The sequence below is a fragment of the Streptomyces sp. NPDC002785 genome (assembly GCF_040295565.1).
Lineage (GTDB): Bacteria > Actinomycetota > Actinomycetes > Streptomycetales > Streptomycetaceae > Streptomyces.
This window is the reverse complement of sequence record NZ_JBEOVN010000021.1, coordinates 1-22,792: the sequence shown is the minus strand read 5'-3', so window position 1 is coordinate 22,792 and position 22,792 is coordinate 1. Positions and strand designations below refer to the sequence as shown.

Annotated in this window: 22 protein-coding genes and 3 pseudogenes; 13 read left to right on the top strand and 12 right to left on the bottom strand. The window is 70.3% G+C overall.

The window, feature by feature from the left end; all coding sequences use genetic code 11:
* Positions 1–24: 24 nt before the first annotated feature.
* Entirely contained in the window at positions 25–402 is a 378-nt protein-coding gene (locus ABTZ94_RS08595) for a GntR family transcriptional regulator (protein ID WP_351198865.1), read from the top strand.
* Positions 403–511: 109 nt separating this feature from the next.
* Here ABTZ94_RS08595 and ABTZ94_RS08590 read toward each other — a convergent pair whose 3' ends face one another.
* The 3 genes from ABTZ94_RS08590 to ABTZ94_RS08580 form a co-directional block, all read right to left on the bottom strand.
* The gene (locus ABTZ94_RS08590) at positions 512–1,162 is read right to left on the bottom strand and encodes a response regulator (RefSeq protein WP_351198863.1); all 651 of its coding nucleotides are present in this window, start codon (positions 1,160–1,162) and stop codon (positions 512–514) included.
* Positions 1,159–2,094: a sensor histidine kinase gene (locus ABTZ94_RS08585; RefSeq protein WP_351198861.1), complete on the bottom strand. Its 936-nt coding sequence runs from the start codon at positions 2,092–2,094 to the stop codon at positions 1,159–1,161. Before ABTZ94_RS08585 ends, ABTZ94_RS08590 begins: the two co-directional genes overlap by 4 nt.
* 227 nt (positions 2,095–2,321) lie before the next feature.
* A complete protein-coding gene (locus ABTZ94_RS08580) occupies positions 2,322–3,416 on the bottom strand; it encodes a DUF5925 domain-containing protein (RefSeq protein WP_502967209.1) in 1,095 nt (364 codons plus the stop codon).
* 224 nt (positions 3,417–3,640) lie between these two features.
* Here ABTZ94_RS08580 and ABTZ94_RS08575 point away from each other — a divergent pair, with 224 nt between their 5' ends.
* From ABTZ94_RS08575 to ABTZ94_RS08565, 3 genes are all read left to right on the top strand, one after another.
* Positions 3,641–4,450 carry an SGNH/GDSL hydrolase family protein gene (locus ABTZ94_RS08575; protein ID WP_351198857.1) on the top strand — a complete coding sequence of 270 codons (810 nt, stop codon included), beginning with the start codon at positions 3,641–3,643 and terminating at the stop codon, positions 4,448–4,450.
* 273 nt (positions 4,451–4,723) lie between these two features.
* Positions 4,724–4,987 carry a hypothetical protein gene (locus tag ABTZ94_RS08570; protein ID WP_351198855.1) on the top strand — a complete coding sequence of 88 codons (264 nt, stop codon included), beginning with the start codon at positions 4,724–4,726 and terminating at the stop codon, positions 4,985–4,987.
* 107 nt (positions 4,988–5,094) lie between these two features.
* Complete coding sequence (locus ABTZ94_RS08565) at positions 5,095–5,505, top strand: hypothetical protein (RefSeq protein WP_351198853.1); 411 nt, start codon at positions 5,095–5,097, stop codon at positions 5,503–5,505.
* Between the two features lie 13 nt (positions 5,506–5,518).
* Here ABTZ94_RS08565 and ABTZ94_RS08560 read toward each other — a convergent pair whose 3' ends face one another.
* Complete coding sequence (locus ABTZ94_RS08560; protein ID WP_351198915.1) at positions 5,519–6,271, bottom strand: ABC transporter permease; 753 nt, start codon at positions 6,269–6,271, stop codon at positions 5,519–5,521.
* 71 nt (positions 6,272–6,342) lie between these two features.
* Complete coding sequence (locus tag ABTZ94_RS08555; RefSeq protein ID WP_351198852.1) at positions 6,343–7,320, bottom strand: ATP-binding cassette domain-containing protein; 978 nt, start codon at positions 7,318–7,320, stop codon at positions 6,343–6,345.
* Positions 7,321–7,384: 64 nt separating this feature from the next.
* Here ABTZ94_RS08555 and ABTZ94_RS08550 point away from each other — a divergent pair, with 64 nt between their 5' ends.
* Positions 7,385–8,092: a TetR/AcrR family transcriptional regulator C-terminal domain-containing protein gene (locus tag ABTZ94_RS08550; protein WP_351198850.1), complete on the top strand. Its 708-nt coding sequence runs from the start codon at positions 7,385–7,387 to the stop codon at positions 8,090–8,092.
* Positions 8,093–8,323: 231 nt separating this feature from the next.
* Here the strand turns inward: ABTZ94_RS08550 and ABTZ94_RS08545 are convergent.
* The 3 genes and pseudogenes from ABTZ94_RS08545 to hmgA form a co-directional block, all read right to left on the bottom strand.
* Positions 8,324–8,578 (bottom strand): annotated as a pseudogene (locus tag ABTZ94_RS08545) (type ISP restriction/modification enzyme); the annotation flags it as partial.
* A gap of 190 nt (positions 8,579–8,768) precedes the next feature.
* Complete coding sequence (locus tag ABTZ94_RS08540; RefSeq protein ID WP_351198848.1) at positions 8,769–9,536, bottom strand: GntR family transcriptional regulator; 768 nt, start codon at positions 9,534–9,536, stop codon at positions 8,769–8,771.
* Between the two features lie 74 nt (positions 9,537–9,610).
* A complete protein-coding gene (gene hmgA / locus ABTZ94_RS08535; protein ID WP_351198846.1) occupies positions 9,611–10,939 on the bottom strand; it encodes a homogentisate 1,2-dioxygenase in 1,329 nt (442 codons plus the stop codon).
* A 121-nt stretch (positions 10,940–11,060) separates the two neighbouring features.
* Here hmgA and ABTZ94_RS08530 point away from each other — a divergent pair, with 121 nt between their 5' ends.
* The 5 genes from ABTZ94_RS08530 to ABTZ94_RS08510 all read left to right on the top strand — a co-directional run bounded on the left by ABTZ94_RS08530 (position 11,061) and on the right by ABTZ94_RS08510 (position 18,102).
* The gene (locus tag ABTZ94_RS08530) at positions 11,061–13,196 is read left to right on the top strand and encodes a right-handed parallel beta-helix repeat-containing protein (protein ID WP_351198844.1); all 2,136 of its coding nucleotides are present in this window, start codon (positions 11,061–11,063) and stop codon (positions 13,194–13,196) included.
* The gene (locus ABTZ94_RS08525) at positions 13,193–14,041 is read left to right on the top strand and encodes a cupredoxin domain-containing protein (protein ID WP_351198842.1); all 849 of its coding nucleotides are present in this window, start codon (positions 13,193–13,195) and stop codon (positions 14,039–14,041) included. Before ABTZ94_RS08530 ends, ABTZ94_RS08525 begins: the two co-directional genes overlap by 4 nt.
* On the top strand, positions 14,038–15,321 hold the full coding sequence (locus tag ABTZ94_RS08520) for a hypothetical protein (protein ID WP_351198841.1): 1,284 nt from the start codon (positions 14,038–14,040) through the stop codon (positions 15,319–15,321). Before ABTZ94_RS08525 ends, ABTZ94_RS08520 begins: the two co-directional genes overlap by 4 nt.
* Positions 15,322–15,369: 48 nt before the next feature.
* Positions 15,370–15,990: a TetR/AcrR family transcriptional regulator gene (locus tag ABTZ94_RS08515; protein ID WP_351198839.1), complete on the top strand. Its 621-nt coding sequence runs from the start codon at positions 15,370–15,372 to the stop codon at positions 15,988–15,990.
* A gap of 225 nt (positions 15,991–16,215) precedes the next feature.
* Positions 16,216–18,102, top strand: a complete 1,887-nt coding sequence (locus ABTZ94_RS08510) for an ABC transporter ATP-binding protein (RefSeq protein WP_351198837.1) — start codon at positions 16,216–16,218, stop codon at positions 18,100–18,102.
* A 332-nt stretch (positions 18,103–18,434) separates the two neighbouring features.
* On the opposite strand, the pseudogene ppk2 reads toward ABTZ94_RS08510, so the two are convergent.
* From ppk2 to ABTZ94_RS08490, 3 genes and pseudogenes are all read right to left on the bottom strand, one after another.
* Positions 18,435–19,210, bottom strand: a pseudogene (gene ppk2, locus ABTZ94_RS08500) (polyphosphate kinase 2); the annotation flags it as partial.
* Positions 19,211–19,365: 155 nt separating this feature from the next.
* On the bottom strand, positions 19,366–20,088 hold the full coding sequence (locus ABTZ94_RS08495) for an ArsR/SmtB family transcription factor (RefSeq protein WP_502967208.1): 723 nt from the start codon (positions 20,086–20,088) through the stop codon (positions 19,366–19,368).
* Between the two features lie 15 nt (positions 20,089–20,103).
* Entirely contained in the window at positions 20,104–20,778 is a 675-nt protein-coding gene (locus tag ABTZ94_RS08490; RefSeq protein ID WP_351198835.1) for a TetR/AcrR family transcriptional regulator, read from the bottom strand.
* A gap of 65 nt (positions 20,779–20,843) precedes the next feature.
* Between ABTZ94_RS08490 and ABTZ94_RS08485 the strand changes: the two are divergent.
* From ABTZ94_RS08485 to ABTZ94_RS08475, 3 genes and pseudogenes are all read left to right on the top strand, one after another.
* A pseudogene (locus ABTZ94_RS08485) lies at positions 20,844–20,985 on the top strand (acyl-CoA dehydrogenase family protein); the annotation flags it as partial.
* Positions 20,986–21,106: 121 nt separating this feature from the next.
* On the top strand, positions 21,107–21,397 hold the full coding sequence (locus tag ABTZ94_RS08480) for a YiaA/YiaB family inner membrane protein (RefSeq protein ID WP_351198833.1): 291 nt from the start codon (positions 21,107–21,109) through the stop codon (positions 21,395–21,397).
* A gap of 82 nt (positions 21,398–21,479) precedes the next feature.
* Complete coding sequence (locus ABTZ94_RS08475; protein WP_351198831.1) at positions 21,480–22,103, top strand: TetR/AcrR family transcriptional regulator; 624 nt, start codon at positions 21,480–21,482, stop codon at positions 22,101–22,103.
* Between the two features lie 36 nt (positions 22,104–22,139).
* Here ABTZ94_RS08475 and ABTZ94_RS08470 read toward each other — a convergent pair whose 3' ends face one another.
* On the bottom strand, positions 22,140–22,601 hold the full coding sequence (locus ABTZ94_RS08470) for a MaoC family dehydratase (protein WP_351198911.1): 462 nt from the start codon (positions 22,599–22,601) through the stop codon (positions 22,140–22,142).
* Between the last annotated feature and the right edge of the window lie 191 nt (positions 22,602–22,792).

Here is a 22,792-nt window from a genome sequence, read left to right as displayed (position 1 = left end):
CCGGCGGTGGGGGACAATCAGCGCGTGACCCTGAAGATCGCCCTTGATCCGGATGCCGGTACCGCCCCGTACGAGCAACTGCGAACGCAGATCTCCGAACTGGCCCGCTCCGGCGCGCTGCCCGTCGGTTTCAGACTTCCGACCGTACGCGGCTTCGCCGAAGAACTCGGCCTCGCCGCAAACACCGTCGCCAAGGCCTACCGGGCGCTGGAGGCCGACGGGGTGATCGAGACCCGTGGCCGCAATGGCACGTTCATCGCCGCTGCCGGTGATGCGGCGGTCCGGCATGCGGCCGCTGCGGCGCAGGAATACGCGGAGCAGGCCCGCCGGCTGGGCCTGTCCCGGGACGAGGCGCTGGCCCTGGCCGAGGACGCCGTACGGGCGGCGTACGCGGCGCGATGAGTCGGGGGCGGCGGGCTCGGGATCGCGGAGGGTGTGTTTCCCGCTGGTCACGACCCCGGCGAGGCTGAACAACAAGCTGAAACGACATCCACGGTAAGCGAGAAGCCTTTCAGCCCGTCATGCCGGCATCCCGCGCCGTCAGGGCGGCCTGGACGCGGTTACCGACCTCCAGCGCCGTCAGAATCCGGCTGACGTGAGCCTTGACGGTGCTCTCCCGCATGCTGAGGCGAACGGCGATCTCCGCGTTGGTGGTGCCCTCGGCGAGCAGCGCCAGCACGTCCTTCTCGCGCGGGGTGAGCCGTTCGACGCGAGCCCGGGCCGCAACGGCCTGCGGGTGGGCGTTGCGGTGGTAGCGGTCGATGAGACGGCGCGCGGCGGCTGGGTGGAGCATCGCGGAACCGGCCGCGACGAGATGGACGGCGCGCAGGATCTCGGCCGGGTCGGTGTCCTTCAGCAGGAAGCCGTCGGCGCCGGCGGCCAACACGTTGTAGACGTACTCGTCCAGATCGAAGGTGGTCAGGGCGATGACCTTCGGGCGGTGGGGCAGGGCCCGCAGCCGCGCGGTGGCCGCGATGCCGTCCATGCGAGGCATGCGGACGTCCATGAGCACGACATCGATATGGTGGGCCGAGGCCAACTCGACTGCCTGGAGGCCGTCGGCGGCCTGGGCCGCGAGCTCGATCCCCTCGTCGCCGTCCAGCAGGTCGGACAGCCCCAGGCGCACCAGTGCGTCGTCGTCCACCACCATCACACGGATCACGACGGCTCCCTCCCCCCGGTCGGCCCCGGCAGCGGGATGCGGGCGGTGAGCCGCCAGCCGTCCGGGGCAGGCCCGTGGTCGAGGCTGCCGTGCAGTCCGGCGACCCGCTCCGTGAGGCCGATCAGACCGTACCCGCTGGGGAGGGTGTGCGGCGACGCGGCGGCGGCCATGCCGTTGACGACCTCCACCTCCGTCGCCGGTCCGCCGAAATGGACCCGCAGCCGCACCGCTGCACCAGGGGCATGCTTGCGGGCGTTGGTCAGGCCCTCCTGGACGATCCGGTGCACGGCCAGCCGGTGGCTGGCCGGCGCGCCGTCCGAGTCCCCGCTGACCTCGGTGTCGATGTGCTGGCCACTCGACCTCGCCTCATCCAGCAGCGCGGACAGATCCTGCAGCGCGGGGACAGGCACCGCCTTCTGCGCATCCGCGTCCCCGCGCAGCGCGCCGAGCACATCACGCAGATCGGCCAGGGCCTGGGTGGAGGTGGTGCGCAGCAGTGCGATCCGCTTCGCTGCCTGCGGCGGCAGGGTGTCGGACCGCATCGCCAGGACACCGGTGTGCAGGGCCAGCAGGCTGAGCCGGTGGGCCAGTACATCGTGCATCTCGGCGGCGATCCTTGCCCGCTCGGCCAACCGGGCCTGTTCGGCGCGCAGTTCGACCTGCTCGGCCAGGGAGTCCACCAACCGGCGGCGGCTGCGCCACCACAACCCGGCGACCAGGGCGAGGGTGTAGATCAATCCCGCGCCGTATGCGGGTGTCACCGCCCCGGTCAGCGGCGGCGGCCACACCCACGGCAGCGCGGAGGCCAGCACTCCGTACGTCAACCCCGCCCGTACCCTGCCGCGGGCGGCCAGGTGGTGGCCGAGGCGGCCCGCCACCGTGCCGTCGAACACATCCTGGCCGGCCACCAGCGGCGCTGCGCCTCCGGCCACCGGACGGTCTGGGGCAACCTCCCGCCGGCACGGGTCTGGCAACTGAGTCGACCCGCAGAGCAGTGGAAGCCCGCACAGGCACCGGTGCCGGAGTTCCGCGGTATGGCGCGATGAGCACGCTCACCGCTCTGCCACCGGCCGCACTCCACGGCGTGCTCACGGCAGCCGTACTGGCCGAATCGGTCCTGCTCGTCGGCGCCTTCGTCCCCACTCCCTTTTTGCTGGGCTCAGAGGTACAAGCCCGCGTCCGTGCCGGAATCCTGCTTCGGTACCGACGCGGGACTGCTGCCGCGCCGCAGCGCGTACAGCTCGGCGAGCGTGGCGCCCTCGCGGCCGAGCCCTTCCTCCGTACCCAGCCAGGCCGCAGCCTCCTTGCGGGTCAGTGAGCCCACTTCGATCCTGGCGAGGCAGCGGCCGGGCCTGACCACGGCCGGGTGGAGCCGCTCCAGGTCCTCGTTGGTGGTGACGCCCACCAGCACATTGCGGCCCTGGCCCAGCAGCCCGTCGGTGAGGTTCAGCAGCCGGGACAGCGCCTGGCCCGCCGTGTGCTTGGCCTCGCCGCGGATCAACTCGTCGCAGTCCTCCAGGAGCAGCAGCCGCCAACGGCCCTTCGCCGTGCCGTCGTCCTCACCGATCGCGATGTCCATCAGGTAGCCGACGTCGTTGAAGAGCCGCTCCGGATCGAGTACGCAGTCGACCTGGCACCAGTCCCGCCACGAGCGTGCGAGCGTGCGCAGTGCGGACGTCTTGCCGGTGCCGGGCGGGCCGTGCAGCAGGAGCAGCCGACCGGCGATGTCGTCGGGCGTGACCTTCATCAGCCGGTCCATGGCATCGGCCACCGGTGCCGTGTAGTTGTTGCGGACCTCGTCCCACGTGCCGGCGGCGATCTGCCGGGTGGTGCGGTACGGGCCGCGGCGCGGGGACACGTACCAGAAGCCCATCGTCACATTCTCGGGCTGCGGTTCCGGTTCGTCCTGGACGCCGTCCGTCGCCTGACCGAGGATCTTCTGCGCCAGCTCCGGACTGTTCGCGGTGACCGTGACATCGGCGCCGCGGTTCCACCGCGAGATGAGCAGCGTCCAGCCCTCGCCCTCGGCGAGCGTGGCGCTGCGGTCGTCGTCGCGGGCGGCGCGCAGCACCTTGGCGGCCGGGGGCAGCAAGGTGGCCCCGGCCTTGACGCGGTCGAGGGAGGAGCTGTGCGAGTACGGCTGCTCGCCCGTCGCGAAGCGGCCGAGGAACAGCGCGTCGACGACGTCGGCCGGGGAATCGCTGTCGTCGACGGTGAGCCGGATCGGCAGAGCGGACTCAGGGTTGGCAGACATGGCGCCCATGATCCGGCAAGGGGGCACCCGGCGCACCCAGGTTTCGCCACCTTCCTCCCTTCTTCCGGCGGGCGGACGGCGCACATGACGCAGCCTCAGGAGGGCGCACAGGAGAAATCATTGGACCAACTTGGCATGGACACTTCCAAAAGAGGGGCGGGTGCTGCTACCACAGACACGGCAGACCAGGCGGAGATCCTGCCGGTCGGTCCAAGGGAGGTTCCATGAAGATGTCCAGACTCGTGGCGTTCTCGTCCTCACTCCTGCTCGGTGCCGTACTCGCTCTGACCGGAGCGGCCACCGCCAACGCCACACAGTCTGTCCAGGCCGTCGACTACGTCGCCCTCGGCGACTCGTACTCCTCGGGTGTCGGATCCGGCAGTTACGACAGTGCCAGTGGTGACTGCAAGCGCAGCACCAAGGCCTACCCCGCACTCTGGGCCGCCGCCAACTCGCCCTCGTCCTTCGGCTTCACCGCTTGCTCGGGTGCCCGTACGGGTGATGTCAAGGCCAACCAGCTCGGCCCCCTCAGTGCCTCGACCGACCTTGTCTCGATATCCATCGGCGGCAATGACGCGGGCTTCGCGGACGTCATGACCACCTGTGTCCTCCAGTCGGAGGCCACCTGTCTCAGCCGGATCGCCACGGCCCGCAGCTATGTCGACACCACCCTGCCCGGCAACCTCGACTCGGTGTACTCGGCGATCCGTACCAAGGCGCCGTCCGCTCATGTCGTCGTCCTCGGCTACCCGCGCTTCTACGCGATCGGCGGCAGCTGTGTCGTCGGCCTGAGCGACAAGGTGCGCACCGCGATCAACGGCGCCGCCGACTATCTCAACGCGGCGACCGCCAAGCGCGCCGCCGACCACGGCTTCACCTTCGCCGGCGTGGCGGGGAACTTCACCGGGCACGAGATCTGCTCCGGAAGCGCCTGGCTGCACAGCCTCAACTGGCTCAACATCGGTGAGTCGTACCACCCCACCGCAGCCGGACAGTCGGGTGGCTACCTGCCCGGCCTCAACTCGGCCGTCTGATCTCCCGCCCAGTACACGCGCCGGGCCCGTTCAGCGGTCTGGCGGGTAGGAGGCCCCGTCCGCAGGGGTCTCCTACCTGTCAGACCGTCGATCCATCGCGGGAAAACCGCTTCCGTTCTGTCCAACTCGCCCTGGAATCGGGCGTATTCAGAGGTTGACTGTCAACCTCCGTATGTGTGTGCTCAATCCTGTGACCGGGATACACGAGTGTCGTCGCGGGGGGATAGGGTTAACCTGCCCGGGGCGGGTGCCCTCGTACGGGTGGGGAGTGACATGGAACAGATAGCGATGCGCAGCAGGCCGCGTGTGCCTGCCATCACATGCGGGAGCAGTGCGACAAGTGCGCGCCTCGACCGCCATCTCGCGGTGCTCGGCGGCCCTGCCATCCCGCGGCGGGAGGCCGCGGAGGCGACGCTGCTGATGCGTGAGCTCACCTCGCGCGATGCCGCCCACAGTCGTCGGAGCAAGAGTGCGCGAGTATCGCTCTTCGCACCACTGCGGCGACTGCGACGCTCTCTCTTGGGCAGCCGCCACTGACCCGACGGCCCGTCACGACCGAGCTTCGGTCCACCGCTCCGGGCTCCCGGTCACGGTCCGTCGCCCAGGCCCCCGCTCGGGGCCGTGCAGGCGATCACACCGTCCCGGTGCTGCGCTGCTGTCTGCTCTCCCGTCATCCCCGGGGCTCTCAGCAGCGCTCAGGTGTGCTCGCCGAGTGCCGGAACAGAGGCGTCGGCTGTCATGTACTGGAGCACCGCAAGGTGTATCTCGTCCTGGTTCGCGGTGCCGCCGGCAGTCAGCCCACGGTGGAGGACATCGTGGAGGGCGCCAGGGGCATCCTCGCCCGGCGGGTGGAGGAGGCCCAGCGGCGGCTCGGGATGCCCGGCTCGCCGCGGCTGCCGGTCGCCGCCCGGGCATGGACGGCGTTCGCGGAAGAGGCCGTCACCAGCCGGCCGCTCGGCGAACCGGACGCCCTCGCGGAGCTCGAAACCTTTACGGTGTCGAGCTTCATCAGTCTGCTCGGCACCCTGAACCGGCCCACCGCGCTGCCCCGGTGATCGCGGCGCGCGGTCACTCGCCGCCGCGCGCGTAACGCCGTACGGACAGCGGCACGAACACCGCGAGGAGTGCCACCGACCAGGCGAGCGTTCCTGCCACGGGGTGGGCGACCGGCCAGGCCGCGTCGGCCGCCGGGGAAGCGTTTGCGAACAGTTCGCGGGTGGCCGAGGCCATGGCGCTGATCGGGTTCCACTCCGCGACTGTCCGCAGCCAGCCCGGCAGGTTGTCGGTCGGGATGTACGCGTTCGACAGCAGCGGCAGGATGAAGGTGGCGCTGCCCAGCTGACCGGCGATCTCCTCGTTGCGGATCAGCAGGCCCAGCCAGCAGCCCAGCCAGGACGTGGCGAACCGGAGGAGCAGCAGCAGCCCGAAGGCGCCCAGGGCGGCGAGCGGGCCGCCCTCGATCCGCCAGCCGACCGCGAGTCCGACCAGGATCAGCGGGACCATGCCGACGGCCGTGGCCAGCAGGTCGGCGGCGGTCTGGCCGAACGGTACGGCGGCCCGGCTCATCGGCAGCGTACGGAGCCGGTCCATCACCCCGCGGTGGCAGTCCTGCGAGGCCTGGAACATCCCGACCATGATGCCGTTGGCCGCCGTAGCCGCCAGCAGGCCCGGCACCAGGAACGCGCGGTACTCCTGGCCGGGCATGGCCAGGGCGCTGCCGAACACGTACCCGAAGAACAGCAGCATCGTGATCGGCATGGTCTGGGTCAGGATCATGACGCCCGGCGCTGCTTTGATCCGCTGCAGATGGCGGCCCAGCATGGCCAGGGCATCGGCGATCGGGGCGCTTGTGGCGGGCGTGACGGTCTGTTCGTGGGTCAGTGCGGTGCTGCTCATGCTGCCGTCTCCTTCAGGGGCGGGGAGGTGCGGACGTCGCCGCGGCCGGTCAGGCGGAGGAAGACCTCGTCGAGCGTCGGCGGGCGCAGGCTCGCGTCGATCACCGGTACTCCCGCCGCGTCGAGTTCGCGGACGATACGGGGGAGGGTGAGCGTGGTGTCGGTCGCGACGGCGCCCACGGTGCGGCGCTCGTGGTCGAGAACCGGTTCGGTGCCGGTGAGCTGATCGAGGACGCCTGCTGCCGGGACCAGGGCCGATTCATGGGAGACGACCACTTCGGCGTAGCTGCCGATGCGGGCCTTCAGCTCGGTGGGGGTGCCGCGGTGTGCGGCCCGGCCCTGGTCGATCAGCACGATGTCGTCGGCCAGCTGATCGGCCTCCTCCAGATACTGCGTGGTGAGCAGGACGGTCGTGCCCCGGCCGGCCAGTTCCCGTACCGCCGCCCAGATCTGGTTGCGGCTGTGCGGGTCGAGTCCGGTGGTCGGCTCGTCCAGGAAGAGCACCCGCGGGCGGGTCAGCAGACTGGCGGCGAGGTCGAGACGGCGGCGCATGCCGCCCGAGTAGCTGCGGGCCGGGCGGTCGGCCGCCTCCGTCAGCTCGAAGCGTTCCAGCAACTCGTCGGCGCGGGTGCGCACGGCCTCGCCGCGGAACCGGAGCAGCTTGGCGAAGAGCCGCAGGTTCTGCCGGCCGGACAGCTCGCCGTCGACCGAGGCGTTCTGGCCGGTGACGCCGATCGCCGCGCGCACCGCGCCCGACTCGCGCACCACGTCGTGGCCCGCTACCCGGGCGCTTCCACCGTCCGGGGCCGTCAACGTGGTGAGGACCCGGACGGCGGTGGTCTTGCCCGCACCGTTCGGCCCCAGCACTCCGCAGACGGTGCCCTCGGCGACCGCGAGATCGAGCCCGCGCAGCGCATGGACGTCGCCGTAGTGCTTCTCCAGACCTTGACTAAGTACAGCGTACGTAGTTGTCATGCTGCCTACCGTACCGCACTACGTACGGTGTACGTAACTACGATGGTGGGAGAGGTGGTGATCAATGGTGGGGCGACCCGCTGTACCCGAAGTGATCTGGGCGCGCCCCGAGCGTGCGGGCCGGGGCCCGAGGCCCGCGTTCAGCCGCGCCGACATCGCGGCAGCCGCTGTCCGTATCGCCGATGCGGAGGGCTTGGACGCGGTGTCCATGCGGAAGGTGGCGGCGGAGCTCGGCTGCGGCACGATGTCGCTCTACAACTACGTGCCCCGCAAGGAGGACCTGTACGAGCTGATGTTCGACGCGGTCAGCGGCGGGTACGAGTTCTCGGAGCCGTCCGGCGACTGGCGTGCCGATCTCATCGCACTGGCCCGTCAGGCCCGAGAGATGATGCACCGCCACACCTGGATGCCCCGGCTCATGTCACCCGTGTACGGCTTCAGCCCGAACGTGCTGCGGTATGTGGAGTACACGCTCAGCTGCCTGGACGGGGTCGACGCCCGGTTCGGCGAGAAGATGGAACTCATCGCCATGGTCAATGGCGTGGTCACCACCTATGTGGCCAACGAGATCGCCACGGCGGAGCGCAGCCGGTCGCTGCCCTGGTCCGAGGAGCAGGAGCACGCCGCGCGCACCAGCTATCTGGTCAGCGAGATCGCGACCGGGAAGTATCCGCGCATGGCGGCGGGATTCGCCGAGGACCCCGGGCCGATCGATCTGGACGAGGTCTTCGAACGGGCGCTGCGCCGGGTACTGGACTCCTTCGACCGGTAGCGCTCGGTCTTGGAGGAGCTCACAAAATGGGCGCCCGGCTCGCGACACCTGGCACGCACGCTCGCTGCGTTGCCGAAATGCCCTAGTAGCTCCTTCCCCAAGCTCTCAGCTTCGTTCGAGCAGGGGAGACCCCATCCGAGGACCTGCCAGCGCCTTGCGATCGCACGCACCAGACGCCGCGAGCTGATCGGACTCCCATTTTGTGAGCTCCTCTTATGCACCCCGACGCCGTCACAGCAGCGCGAACTGCCCGTCCGGCCCCTCTTCCTGATGGTCGAACACAGAAGCGGGCCGCCTGGCCCTGGCCGGGACCGGCAGGACGCCGGCCGCGCGGAGATCGCCGGCCGTGATCTGCGGGCCGTCGGCCAGGCCCTCCTGCCGGGGCTGGAGTTCGGCGAGCAGGGCGAGCACGGTGATCAGTTCCAGCAGCTCCGAGGTCCACTCCTGGGGCCAGGTCTGGGGCCTGACCGCTTCCAGGCCTTGAGGGAACCGGCATCCGGGGCGGTCACCCAGGGGCGCCCGGTCCGCAGAGGCCGTACGGACCATGGCATGAGGTCGTCGAGCAGCGGGATGTCGTCGTCCCCGCCGGATCCGGCTGCCGCCCGTGCTGCCACCGTGTCGTCCTCCCCGTCGCCACGCCGCCTCCGGCATCGTAACGGCGCCGGAGGGCGGGCCGTCAGTGCGCCTCAACCGTCACCGAGAAGGAGAACCGGTCGCCCCGGTAGCGGATCCGCGCCACATCCACCACCCGGCCGCTCTGGTCGTACGTCACGCCCGTGTAGAACAGGATCGGGCTCAGTAGCGGCACCTGGAGGAGTTCGGCGGTGGCCGGGTCGGCGAGGCGCGCCTCGACCGTGTCGGTGATGCGCGCGATCCGGACACCGACCCGGTCGCGCAGCACCTTGGTCATCGGCCAGCGTTCGAGATCGGCGACATCGAGCCGGGCCGCGACCTCGGGATGCACCGCGTTCTCCGCCCAGTTGGTGGGCTCGTCGCTCTCCCCGTCGCGGCGCAGCCGTCGGTAGCTGACGACCTCCGCGCAGTCGGGGAAGTACTCGGTGAGGTCTCCCGGCACGGCGAGCGGACCATGGCCGAGGACCACGGTCCGCTCGCCCGACTGCTGGGCCACGATCGCATCGATCGAGCCCAGCAGCCGGACCGGTGACACCCGGCGGGCACGCGGCTCGATGAAGGTGCCGCGCCGCCGGTGCCTGCTGATCAGCCCTTCCGTCTCCAGCTCCTTGAGCGCCTGGCGCATCGTCAGAACGCTGACGCCGTAGTGCGCGGCGAGCTGTTCCTCGGTCGGCAGCCGCGCCGACGCGTCCTTGGCGCGGCCCAGTATCGAGGCGCGCAACGACTGCGAGACCTGGTACCACAGCGGGAGTTTGCGGTTCAGGACCAGCGAATCGGGGGCGAAGGCATGCCCCTGGGACATCTTGGGCATCTGAGGCACCTGGTCTCTCCGTACTGCGACACAGCGGACGCGACGACGCGGGGGCCGGGAAGCGGCGTCGTTGCCTACGGCCTGAAGTTGCGGCTCAGACCTTGCCACACGTCGTCGTAGCCACGCTGCAGATGGTCGGCGGTCGCCGCCTGCCCGGTCGCCGTCACCGGCCAGCGGGTCTCGAACATGAAGGCGAGACCGTCGTCGATCTTCTGCGGCTTCAGCTCCGCCTCGCTCGCCCGGTCGAAGGTTTCCCGGTCCGGGCCGTGCGCCGACATCATGTTGTGCAGCGAGCCGCCGCCCGGGACGAAGCCGCCCTTGCCGGCCGTCTTCGCGTCGTACGCGCCCTCGATCAGGCCCATGTACTCGCTCATCACATTGCGGTGGAAGTACGGCGGCCGGAAGGTGTCCTCACCGACCAGCCAGCGCGGCGCGAAGACGACGAAGTCGATGCCCGCCAGACCGGGGGTGTCGGACGGCGAGGTCAGCACCGTGAAGATCGACGGGTCGGGGTGGTCGTAGCTGATCGAGCCGATGACATTGAAACGGTGCAGGTCATAGACGTACGGAGTGTGGTTGCCGTGCCAGGCGACCACATCGAGCGGCGAGTGGTCATAGGTCGCGGACCAGAGGTTCCCGCAGAACTTGTTGACCACCTCCACCGGGCGGTCGTCGTCCTCGTACGCGGCGACGGGGGCGAGGAAGTCGCGGGCGTTCGCCAGGCCGTTGGCGCCGATCGGGCCCAGGTCGGGAAGGGTGAACGGCCGGCCGTAGTTCTCGCAGACATAGCCGCGGGCGTTGGCATCCAGCAGCTCCACGCGGAAGCGGACGCCCCGCGGGATCAGTGCGACGTGTCCTGGCTGCGCGCGCAGCATGCCCAGTTCGGTACGGAGCAGCAGGCCGCCCCGCTCCGGGACGATCAGCAGCTCGCCGTCCGAGTCGCTGAACACCCGTTCGGTCATGGACGAGTTGGCGTGGTAGAGATGCACGGCCATGCCGGTGCGCTGCGTCGCGTCGCCGTTACCGCCGAGGGTCCACAGGCCGGCCAGAAAGTCCGTCCCGGCCGCGGGCTCGGGGAGCGGGTCCCAGCGCAGCCGGTTGGGGTCGGGCGTGGATTCGGTGAACGGGGCGGTGCGTACTGCGCCGTTGTCGATCCGGACGAACGGGGGATGCGCGGCCGACGGGCGGATCCGGTAGAGCCAGGAACGGCGGTTGTGTGCCCGCGGTTCGGTGAACGCCGAGCCGCTCAGCTGCTCCGCGTAGAGCCCGAGGGGCGCGCGCTGAGGCGAGTTGCGGCCGTGCGGCAGCGCTCCAGGCACCGCCTCCGAGCTGTGTTGATTGCCGAAACCGGCGGAATGCTCAAGCCCTTCCGCCGTCTTCCTCGCCTGCTCGATGCCGCTCATGTGTGCTCCCGGTGCCGAAGGAATCCTATGGACAACCGTAGGAATCGAATCGGGGTGCGTCAACGGCATTCGTCGTGCCCAGGGGGTTCCAAAAGTTGAACAATGCTCTACTCTCCCGCACATGTCGTGGACACGAAGACTTCTGGTGGTCCTGGCGGCGCTCGCCGTCGCCCTCCTCGCGGCTCCGGCCGCCCAGGCGCACGAGGAACGTCCGGTCACCCTGCCCGACGGAACCGGCAGTGTCCCCGCGTACCGCACCGGCGAACCGGATCTGCTGGTCTGCAAGAGCGGCCGGGCGGACTTCGAGCGCCGCATATCCGGCTTCCCGGACGGGCTGCGGGCCCGGAACCTGAAGCTGTTCGACCGCTGCCGGGAGTCCGGTTACCGCCATCTGCAGCAGGCCGTCGACGCGGTCGACAGGCCCGGCATGAACATCGCGATCCTGCCCGGCCTCTACGAGGAGGAGCCCTCGCTGCCCAAGCCGGTGGGGGAGTGCACCCGGCTGAAGGCGCCCAACTCGCAGCTCGGCTACCAGATCCTGTCCTACGCGCAGCAGGCCCGGTGCCCGCACAACCAGAACCTGGTGGCGATCCTCGGCAAGAAGAACCTCCAGATCGAGGGGACGGGCGCCGAGCGCACGGATGTCGTCATCGACGCCAAGTACCAGAAGCTCAACGCGATCCGCGCGGACGGCTCCGACGGCGTCTACTTCAAGAACTTCACCGCCCAGCGCACCACGTTCAACTCCCTGTACGTCCTGGCGCAGGACGGCTTCGTCATCGACTCCGTCCTCACCCGGTGGAACGACGAGTACGGCTTTCTGACCTTCGCGAGCGACCACGGGCTGTACAAGAACTGCGAGTCGTACGGAAACGGCGACTCCGGCATCTACCCCGGCAGCGCGTCGAACATCAATGACGCGTACGGCTACAAGGTCCCGCGCTACTCGATCGAGATCACCGGCTGCCGCAGCCACCACAACATGGTCGGCTACTCCGGCACCGCGGGCGACTCCGTCTACGTCCACGACAACGAGTTCGACCACAACATGGGCGGCGCCTCGATGGACAGCGCCTTTCCCGGCCACCCCGGACTGCCGCAGAACCACGCCCGCTTCGAACGCAACCTGATCCACGACAACAACGCCGACTACTACCCCTACGTCGCGGACGGTACCTGCGCCAAGCCGCCCGTGGACCGGGGATACGAGGACGGGGTCGTCTGCCCGCAGATCTCCATGCCGCCGGGCACCGGCATCATCACCGCGGGCGGCAACTGGAACCTGTACGAGAACAACTGGATCTACGGGCAGAAGCGCGCCGCCTTCTTCCTGTCCGCAGTCCCCGCCTTCATCCGTGGCGAGAGCGCGCTGTCCAAGCAGACCGACACCTCCCACCACAACCGGTACGCGGGCAATCACCTGGGCACGGACAAGGCGGGCAACTCCCGGCCCAACCGCACCGACGTGTGGTGGGACGGTCAGGGCGACGGCAACTGCTGGCAGTCGGACGCCGGGCCTTCCTCCCCGCGCGCCCTGCCCACCTGCGGCTCCGAGCGCGGCGCCGTGTCCGGGCGCACCGACCGGCTCGTCGGCGAACCGGTCAAACTCGCCCAACTGCTGGTCTGCGCCGACTACAACGTGCAGGCGCGACGGCTGCCGGCGGGCTGCGACTGGTACGGGGCACGTGGCATCGAGCGCATCGAGGTACAGGTGACGCTGGCGATCGCGGTGGTGCTCGCGCTGGTCGGCGGGGTGCTGTGGTGGCGCAGACTGCGCGGCAGCCGACTCGCCACCGCGGTCACGGTGCTCGGCGCGATCGGTCTCGGGCTTGACGTGGCCGGATCGACGATGGGGCTGGCCTCCTCCTATATGCCCGCGCTGGCCCTGCTGTTGACCGGGGTGTGGTGGACCGGGGCCGGGCTGGTGCTGCGGGGCGAACGGCCCTGGCTGGGCTGGACCACGGTGGTCCTGGGCGCGCTCACCCTGCTCGACGCCGTCGACAAGGCCGTGTTCATGATCCCGTGGATTCCGCTCAGCCCGGCCTGGGTGCGTGGACTGCTCGGTGTGATCTGGGTGGTGTGGGCCGTCGTGGCCGCCGCCCGGCACGGCGAACAGAGAGCGTCGGGCGAACGGGGCACGCCGGCGGAGGGCGCGGCGCCGGACCCGGCGTCCGGCGCGGATACGGGGGCGGCCCCCGCCCCGGTCAACAGGAGGGCCTCCGCCCCGGCCCCCGCCCCGGAAGGAGACGCATCGTGAAGCGTTCCCGCAGACGACTGCGGCCTGCCCGGCCGGGCGTCGCAGCCGTCACCGTGCTCACCGCAGGCGCCCTCGTGTTCGGTGCGAGCGCCTGCGGCGGGCGGGCCACCACCCACCACAAACCCGGCACCAGCCATGAGCAGGCCAGCGGCAGCGTCGGCCGGCTCCTCGCCGCCGACGACGGCTCCGGCCACCGGCTGCGCCAGGTCGACGCCAAGGGCGCCCCTGCGGTGACGGTCGTCGTACAGCCGGACACCGAGGACGGCTGGAACGTCCATCTCTCCGTACGGAACTTCCGGTTCACCCCGGACAGCGTGGGCGGCGCCGCTCTCCTCGGGCGCGGCCACGCCCGCCTCTTCCTCGACGGCCACCCCCTCGCCCGGGTCTACGGCTCCTGGTATCACCTCCCCGACTCCCTCGTACGCAGCGCCGGTGGCGGCACCGGCCTCACCGCCAGGCTCTACGCCGACGACCACACCGCCTGGGCCGTGAACTCCACCCCGATCCAGGCCACCACCTCCCTCGCCGCTGCCTCCGCACAGCCCACCGCCCCCGCGGCGCACCAACCAGAAACGCCCCGGCCCGGCACAGCCCTTGAGATCGTCGTCTCCCACGGCAAGGTCAGCCCCGCTCCCGGCCGCACCGAGATCAAGAAGGGCCGGATCATCGAACTCCGGGTCCGCAGCGACCAGGCCGACACCCTCCACGTCCACGGCTACGACAAGGAGGCCCGGCTGCCCGCAGGAAAGACCGTCACCCTCACGTTCACCGCCGACCGCACCGGGCTCTTCGAAGTCGAGACACATGAGTCCGACCTGCTCCTGACCCAACTCGTCGTACGGTGAGCGTCCTCGCCCATGGCATCGGCGCCCAGCACGACCTTCCGCTGTCCCCCTTCTACGCCTTCGCCGGTGCCTTCGCCGCGCTCTTCGTCTCCTTCCTCGCGCTCGGCCTGCTCTGGTCCACCTCCCGATTCCGCGGCGACCGGGCGGGCCGCCCGCTCCCGCCCGCCGTCCAGCGCCTCGCCGACGCCCGCCCCACCCGTACCGCCGTGCGCGTACTCGGGCTGGCCGCCGCCCTGTTCGTCACACTCAACCTCCTCCTCGGTCCGGACGACCCGGACCACAACCCGGCCCCCGGCGCCGTCTACGTACTCCTCTGGGTCGGGCTCGTCCCCGCCTCACTCCTTCTCGGTCCCGTCTGGCGACTGCTCAACCCGCTCCGTACCGTCCACGTCCTCGGCTGCCGCGCGCTCGGCCGCGATCCCGCCGCAGGCCGCCCCCTTCCCGCACGCCTCGGTCTTTGGCCCGCCGCGGCCGGCCTCCTGGCATTCACCTGGCTCGAACTCGTCGCCCCTGACCCCGCATCGACCACCGCCCTCCTCCTCTTCCTCTCCCTCCACGCCGCCGTCCACCTCGCAGGCGCCGCCCGCCACGGCGCCGGATGGTTCGACCGGGCGGATGCCTTCGAGGTCTACTCGGGGCTGCTCGCCCGGCTCTCCCCGCTCGGCCGCCGCCCCGCCGACCGCCGCCTCGTACTCCGCTCCCCTTTCAACGGACTCGATGCCACCCCGCAGACCCCCGGACTCGTCGCCACCGTCTGCGTCATGCTCGGCTCCACCGCCTATGACGGCTTCTCCGACGCCCCCTCCTGGATCAACACCGTCCAGACCTCACCCCTGGGCCGCACCACCGCGGCCACGCTCGGACTCCTGGGTGCCGTCGCCCTCGTCGCCACCCTCCATGTGCTCTGCACCGGCGCCACCCGGCTGATCTCCGGTCAACTCCGCCACCCGCTCACCGCCTTCGCGCACTCGCTCGTCCCGATCGCCGTCGGCTATCTCATCGCCCACTACTTCACGCTCTTCGTCACCGAAGGGCCACGCACAGTCATGGTGGCATCCGGCACTGACAATCCCACCCCGCCCGAGCCGCCCCTGGGTCCGGGCGGCGTCGCCACGCTCCAGGTCGCCGCGATCGTCCTCGGCCACGTACTCGGCGTCATCGCGGCCCACGACAGGTCCGTACGCCTCTTCCCGCCCGGCCGCGCCGTCGCGGGGCAACTCCCGCTACTGGTCCTGATGATCACGTACACCATCGGCGGGCTGTCCCTGCTCATCGCATGACGGTCGCGCCAGCACCGACCTGCCCCCGCAGAGGAGGCCCGCGGCATCATGGAGTCCGTGCCCCATGCGAACACGAACCTCCGCCGTGCCCCCGTGCAGCAGCGCAGCGCCGAACGTCTCGCCCGGATACTCGACGCCTGCGCCGAACTCCTCGACGAGACCGGATACGAGCAGCTCTCCACCCGGGCCGTCGCCGTCCGCGCCGAGGTCCCCATCGGCTCCGTCTACCGGTTCTTCTCCAACAAGCGCGCGCTGACCGATGCGCTCGCCCGGCGCAACCTGGACAGCTTCGCCGAACGCATCACCGTCCGCCTCGCCGCCATCCCGGCCGCCGACTGGCGCGGCGCCATCGATGCCGTCCTGGACGAATACCTGGCGATGAAGCTCTCCGTGGCCGGCTTCGCCCTCGTCGACTTCGGAGCTCCGGCCCCCGACGACGACCCGGCAAACGAAGCCAACCACCGGGTCGCGGGCCGGCTCACCGAACTGCTCTCCGGGCGCCTGGGCCGCGCCCCCGACGAGGATCTGCTCCGGACGGTCCTGGTCTGCGTCGAGGCCGCCGACGCCCTTCTCCAACTCGCCTTCCGTGCCGACCCGTCGGGTGACCGGGCCATCGTCGCCGAGACCCGCGTCCTGCTCCGCGCCTACCTCGCACAAGTCCTGGACTGATTGCGAGGGCCTCGTCCCACGACCCCGGCGATATCGTCGCGACAACGCCTCCCCACCATGCGTACCGGTCGGTATACGCGGCCGTGCTTGCCCACGTACGCGCGCCACCGCTGTCGCCGCCCCTGGGATCCGGCCAGTGCCGAAGAACACCCCGGGCCTCGACGTCCAGGCCTGTCGAATGCGGGCGGTTGACCTCAAGCCCACTGGAGGTCGTACGTTCCTTTCATGAGCATGGAAGCCACCGCGTGGACGCAGCTCCACAACGTCATGAACGCGCAGCAGGACCGACGCCCCTTCGACCGAACCACCCTGCGGCGCATCGCCGCGTTCGCCCGTCCGCACCGGCGCCGGGTCGCCCTGTTCCTGATGCTGAGTGTGGCGACGGCGCTGCTCGCGGTCGCCACCCCCGTCCTCGCCGGCCGCGTCGTGAACGCGATCGTGACCGGCGAGGACGGAGGCACCGTCACACGGCTGTCCCTGCTCATCGCCGTGATCGCCGTCGCGGAGGCGGCACTCGGCCTGGTCAGCCGCTGGCTCTCGGCGAACCTCGGCGAAGGGCTGATCCTCGATCTGCGCACCGCCGTCTTCGACCATGTGCAGCGCATGCCGATCGCGTTCTTCACCCGCACCCGAACCGGCGCGCTCGTCAGCCGCCTCAACAACGACGTCATCGGAGCCCAACGCGCCTTCAGCAACACACTCTCCGGCGTCGTCAGCAATGTCGTGACGCTGCTCCTCACCCTCGGCGTCATGCTCTCCATCTCCTGGCAGATCACCGCGCTCGCACTGGTGCTGCTGCCGGTGTTCGTGCTGCCCGCGCGCCGCATGGGCACCCGGATGGCGAGACTCCAGCGGGAGGCCGCGGCCCACAACGCCGCGATGGGGACCCGGATGACCGAGCGCTTCTCCGCGCCCGGCGCCACACTGATCAAGCTCTTCGGCCGGCCCGCCGACGAGTCCGCCGAATTCGCCGCCAGAGCAGGCAGGGTGCGCGACATCGGGGTGCGCACGGCCATGGCCCAGTCCGCGTTCATCACCGCCCTCACCCTGGTGTCCGCGCTGGCGCTCGCCCTGGTCTACGGGCTCGGCGGGTTCTACGCGCTGCGCGGGCAACTGGACGCGGGCGCGGTCGTCTCCCTGGCCCTGCTGCTGACCCGGCTGTACGCGCCGCTCACCGCCTTTGCCGGGGCGCGCGTCGAGGTGATGAGCGCCCTCGTCAGCTTCGAGCGGGTCTTCGAGGTCCTCGACCTCAAGCCGCTCATTGCGCAGAAGCCGGACGCACGAACGGTCCCGGAGGGCCCGGTGTCCGTGGAGTTCGACCAGGTGCGGTTCGGCTACCCGTCCGCCGACAAGGTGTCCCTCGCCTCGCTCGAAGACGTCGCGACCCTCGACACCCGCGGCGGCGGCGAAGTGCTGCGCGGGGTCTCCTTCCGCGCCGAACCCGGCCGGACCGTGGCACTCGTCGGCTCGTCCGGCGCGGGCAAGTCGACCATCGCGCAACTGCTGCCGCGCCTGTACGACACGGACGAGGGTTCGGTACGCATCGGCGGCATCGACGTACGCGATCTGTCCGCCGACACTCTGCGTGACACCCTGGGCATGGTCACCCAGGACGGCCACCTCTTCCACGAGTCGGTCCGCGCGAACCTCCTCCTCGCCCGCCCCGAAGCCACCGAGGAAGACCTCTGGGACGCCCTGCGCCGCTCACGCCTGGACGGCCTGGTCGCCTCGCTCCCCGACGGGCTCGACACAGTCGTCGGCGAACGCGGCTACCGCCTCTCCGGCGGCGAACGCCAGCGACTGACCATCGCCCGGCTGCTCCTGGCCCGCCAGCGCGTCGTCATCCTCGACGAGGCCACCGCCCACCTGGACAACACCTCCGAGGCGGCCGTCCAGGAGGCGCTCACCGAAGCGCTCGCCGGGCGCACGGCAGTCGTGATCGCCCACCGGCTCTCCACCGTACGGGCGGCCGACCTCATCCTTGTCGTGGAGAACGGGCAGATCGTGGAGCGGGGCACCCACGAGGAACTCCTCGCGGCCGGCGGCCGGTACGAGGAGCTGTACCGCACCCAGTTCGAGAGCCCCGGTACGGAGGCCGCGGAGCTCGGCTGACGACGGCCGTCGGGAGCGGTGGTCCGGGGTATCCCGCACGGGCGTCGGTCGGCCGGGGATTCCTGGACGGGGCGTCGGTCAGCCGACCCACATGACGCGACGCCTCATCGGTCAGTCCGCCCACAAGTGCCGTCCGATGGTCCTTGTGGTGTCCGGGGCGTTGTGCCTCAGTGCCCGTCCAGGGCCCTGTCCGGTGCGGCCGGCATCCATGCCGGTACGGCCGACGGCACCGAACTCCACCCCGGCCCGAACGTGGCGGCGCAGGCGCAGGAGACCGTCGTCGTCGCGAACTGCGTCCTGCGGTTGCGCACTCGTGGTGTTCCAGTACTCCGTTACGTCGTCGGCCCGCCCTTTGCCCGCTCTGTGGTGAGCAGCCGGGCATCCATTTCGCCCCGCTCGAAGAGCTGGGAGGCCGGGCCGACGATCAGCGGGTCGGGCTCGCGGACCACGTCGGTGTTCTTGTCCGGGTAGTCGAAGCGGTGCAGCACATGCCGGATCGCCTCCAGCCGGGCCCGCTTTTTGTCGTTGTCTTCACCACGGTCCAGGGCGCGTCCGCCGTGTCCGTGTGGAAGAGCATCAGCTCCTTGGCCTCCGTGTACGCGTCCCACTTGTCGAGCGAGGCGAGGTCGACCGGGCTCAGCTTCCACTGCCGTACCGGATCGACCTGCCGGATCATGAACCGGTTGCGCTGCTCGTCGCGCGAGACCGAGAACCAGAACTTCACCAGATGGATGCCGTCCCGGGCGAGCATCCGCTCGAAGCCCGGTGCCTGGTGCATGAACTCAAGGTATTCGCGGGTGGCGCGGAACCCCATCACCCGCTCCACCCCTGCCCGGTTGTACCAGGAGCGGTCGAACAGCACGATCTCCCCGGCGGACGGCAGATGGGCCGCGTACCGCTGGAAGTACCATTGGGTGCGCTCGCGTTCGGTGGGCTTCTCCAGCGCCACCACGCGCGCGCCACGGGGGTTGAGACGTTCGGTGAAGCGTTTGATCGCGCCGCCCTTGCCCGCCGCGTCGCGCCCCTCGAAGAGGATGACGAGGCGTTCGTCGCGCTCCTTCACCCAGTGCTGGAGCTTGAGCAGCTCGATCTGCAGGGCGCGCTTGGCCCCGGCGCTGCGGATGGAGACAAAGGCGGAGGCCCACAGCAGCACGCTGGTGCAGGCCGCGGCAGGGGCCCGCCAGTCACGATGTGCCGCAGGTGTCGCCGCCGGGGCGGGTTCGTCGTCATGGACCTGACAGTAGGACAGTGATCGTTCGACTCCTACCGAATGGTGGACGGCTCGATGCCGAGGTGTTCGTGCAGCGCCCGTTCCCCGTCCGGGGTCGCCTTCACCGCCCGCCCGGACCCGATCCGTACGCACCACCCGGCATCCAGCGCATGCCGGCACAGTGCCGCTCCCGCGACCCCTGCCAGGTGCGGCCTGCGCTCCGTCCAGTCCAGACAGCTCCGTACGAGCGGACGCCGCGACCTCGACTCCAGGGCGATGCCCAGTCCGCCGAACCAGCCGAGCCCGTCGTCGGTGAGCACGAAGCCGGTGTCCTGCCGCAGCAGTCCCCGTACGGTCATGGCGTCGGCGATCGTGATGCCGATCCGGCCCGCGAGATGGTCGTAACAGGTGCGTCCGCGGGCCAGCGCGCTGCCGGCGCTCACCGCGCTCAGGGTGCGCGGCCGCTCGGAGACGATGCCGGGGACGACCTGGGCCGTCAGGTCCTCGACAAGGTGCGCGGTCCGTTCGTCGGCGAGCCGCAGATAGCGGTGGCGGCCTTGCCGTTCCTCGGCCAGCAGCCCGCCCGCGACAAGCTTGCCCAGGTGCTCGCTGGCCGTGGACGGTGCCACCGAGGCGTATCCGGCGAGCTCGCCCGCGGTCCAGGCGCGGCCGTCGAGCAGGGCCAGGCAGAAGGCGGCGCGGGTCTCGTCGGCGAGGAGCGAGGCCAGGGCGGCGAGGCGGGGTGCGGCCGGGTCGGGGTGTGCCATGCGTGCCATGTGTTCCAGGATGCGTCAGGAACGCTTCGGTGCCGGCCGAACAGTCCCGGCGGGCGCCAGCTGCTCGTACTGGAGGGAGAGGCCGTCGACCAGTGCCCGCAGCCCGGTCTCGAACGCCCCCTTGTCGACCTTCTGGCGGCGGTCGGCCAGCAGATGGGCCTGGCCGAGGTGCGGATAGTCCGCGGGGTCGTACGCCGTCTCGTCGTCGACGAAGCCGCGGGCGAACGAACCGAGGGCCGAGCCGGTGATGAAGTAGCGCATCAGGGCCCCGATGTACGTCGCCTGGGCGGGTGGCCAGCCGGCCCTGACCATCGCGCCGAAGACCGCGTCGGCGACCCGCAGACCGGCCGGACGGCGTCCCGGGCCCTGGGCGAGCACCGGGACGATGTGCGGGTGCTCGGTGAGCGCCGCACGATAGGAGACGGCCCAGTCGTGCAGGGCGGCGCGCCAGTCGCGGGTGTCCGACTCGTCGAACATCGACAGATCGACCTGGGCGGACACGGCGTCCGCGACCGCGTCCAGGATTTCGTCCTTATTGCGGAAGTGGTTGTAGAGCGAGGGTCCGCTGACCCCGAGTTCGGCGGCGAGCCGGCGGGTGGAGACGGCGTCGAGCCCCTCGGAGTCCACGAGTGCGCTCGCCGTCTCGACGATGCGGTCTCTGCTGAGGAGGGGCTTGCGCGGTCGGGCCATGCGGCACATGGTAGGGCCTGCAAGCAGAAAACTAGCGGCGCTAATTAAAAGTGGAATGTCGAAGGATCGACCTGGAGCTCGGTGAGGAGCGGGAAGCCGTCCGGCAACTCGCCAAGGGCTTCGCCGCCCGCGAGATCGCGTCCCATGCCGTGGAGTGGGGCCGGGCCGAGAACGTCGACAAGTCGATCGTGAAGAAGCTGGGCTCGGCCGCGGTGACCGCTTCGTCCCCGCTCGAACGGAAGTCGTCGCCGCTCGAACGGGAGTCTGAGTACCGGACTGAGTACGGGGACGGATGTGGCGCACGCCACGTCGGCCGATGCTGGGCGTCATGAGTGAGACAGCATCGGTCAAGCAGCAGAGCACCGCGGCCTTCTACGGCCAGGCCGTCGCGTCCTTCGGGGCGGCGATGGCCGCAGTGGCTCTCGGTATCTACTTCCTGGACGCCGACGCCTGGGTCCGCGGATTCCTCGCGATCGGCGTCCTCTACCTCGTCACCTCCTGCTTCACCCTGGCCAAGGTCATCCGTGACCGCCAGGAAGCGGGACAGATTGTCAGCCGGGTCGATCAGGCCCGGCTGGAGAAGATCCTCGCCGAGCACGACCCGTTCCAGAAGCTCTGACGATCCCGCCCGGACGTATCCTAAGCGCTTGCTCAGGTTCGGGGTATGGTGTTCGTCCTGCTGACGAGAGGGGCGAGTGACGATGAGCACGGCGGAGGAGACCGACGGCGACAGTGCGCCGTGGGCCGAGGTGGCGCCCGAGGCGGCCAGGCGGCTCCTCGTCGCCGCCGTCGAAGCCTTCGCCGAGCGTGGGTACCACGCCACCACCACCCGCGACATCGCCGGCCGGGCGGGGATGAGTCCCGCCGCGCTCTACATCCACTACAAGACGAAGGAAGAGCTGCTCCATCGGATCAGCAGGATCGGTCACGACCGCGCCCTGTCCGTCCTGGAGGCCGCCGCCGACGGCGGGGGCACGGCCGCCGAGCGGCTGGCCGAGGCCGTACGGTCCTTCGTCCGCTGGCACGCCGAACGGCACACCACGGCCCGCGTGGTCCAGTACGAACTCGACGCCCTCGGTGAGGAGCACCGCACCGAGATCGTGGAGCTGCGCCGCAAGAGCGACGCGGTGGTGCGCCGGATCATCAGCGAGGGTGTGCAGGCCGGGGAGTTCGATGTGCCCGACATCCCGGGCACCACGCTCGCGGTGCTCTCGCTCTGTATCGATGTGGCGCGCTGGTTCAACGCGCAGGGCAGCCGGACGCCGGACGAGGTCGGTGAGCTGTACGCCGACCTCGTGCTGCGCATGGTCGCTGCCAAGCGGTAGCGGTGGCGGGCCGCGCCGTCAGGAGCAGCAGTGCCGTCAGAAGTAGTAGCGCGACACCGACTCGGCCACGCACACCGGCTTGTCGCCGCCCTCGCGCTCGACCGTGACGAGCGCGGTGACCTGCACGCCGCCCCCGGCCTCCTCGACGCTCTTCAGGACGGCCGTCGCACGCAGCCGCGAGCCCACGGGCACGGTGGACGGGAAGCGGACCTTGTTCGTCCCGTAATTGATGCCCATCTTCATGCCCTCGACCCGCATGATCTGGGGTACGAGCGCCGGCAGCAGCGAGAGCGTGAGGTAGCCGTGCGCGATCGTCGTGCCGAACGGTCCGGCCGCGGCCCGCTCCGGGTCCACATGGATCCACTGGTGGTCACCGGTGGCCTCGGCGAAGAGATCGATCCTGTTCTGCTCGATCTCCAGCCACTCGCTGTGGCCCAGCTGCTCGCCCACCCCGTCGCGCAGCTCCTGTGCGGACGTGAAGATCCTCGGCTCTGCCATGTCCTGGTCCCTGCCCTTCCAGCTCTCGGCCATCCGGCGACACGCTCCCGTCTAAGACCGACCGGCAAATGGGGGGCGGCGTTGCGGGGCTGGGCACGCACATCTGCCGCGTTGTCGTCAATCACCATGGCTCCGCCATGCCTCAATCCTCCGCCTTGCAGCTGCACGCACCCAGCCCCGCTCCTTCTCCC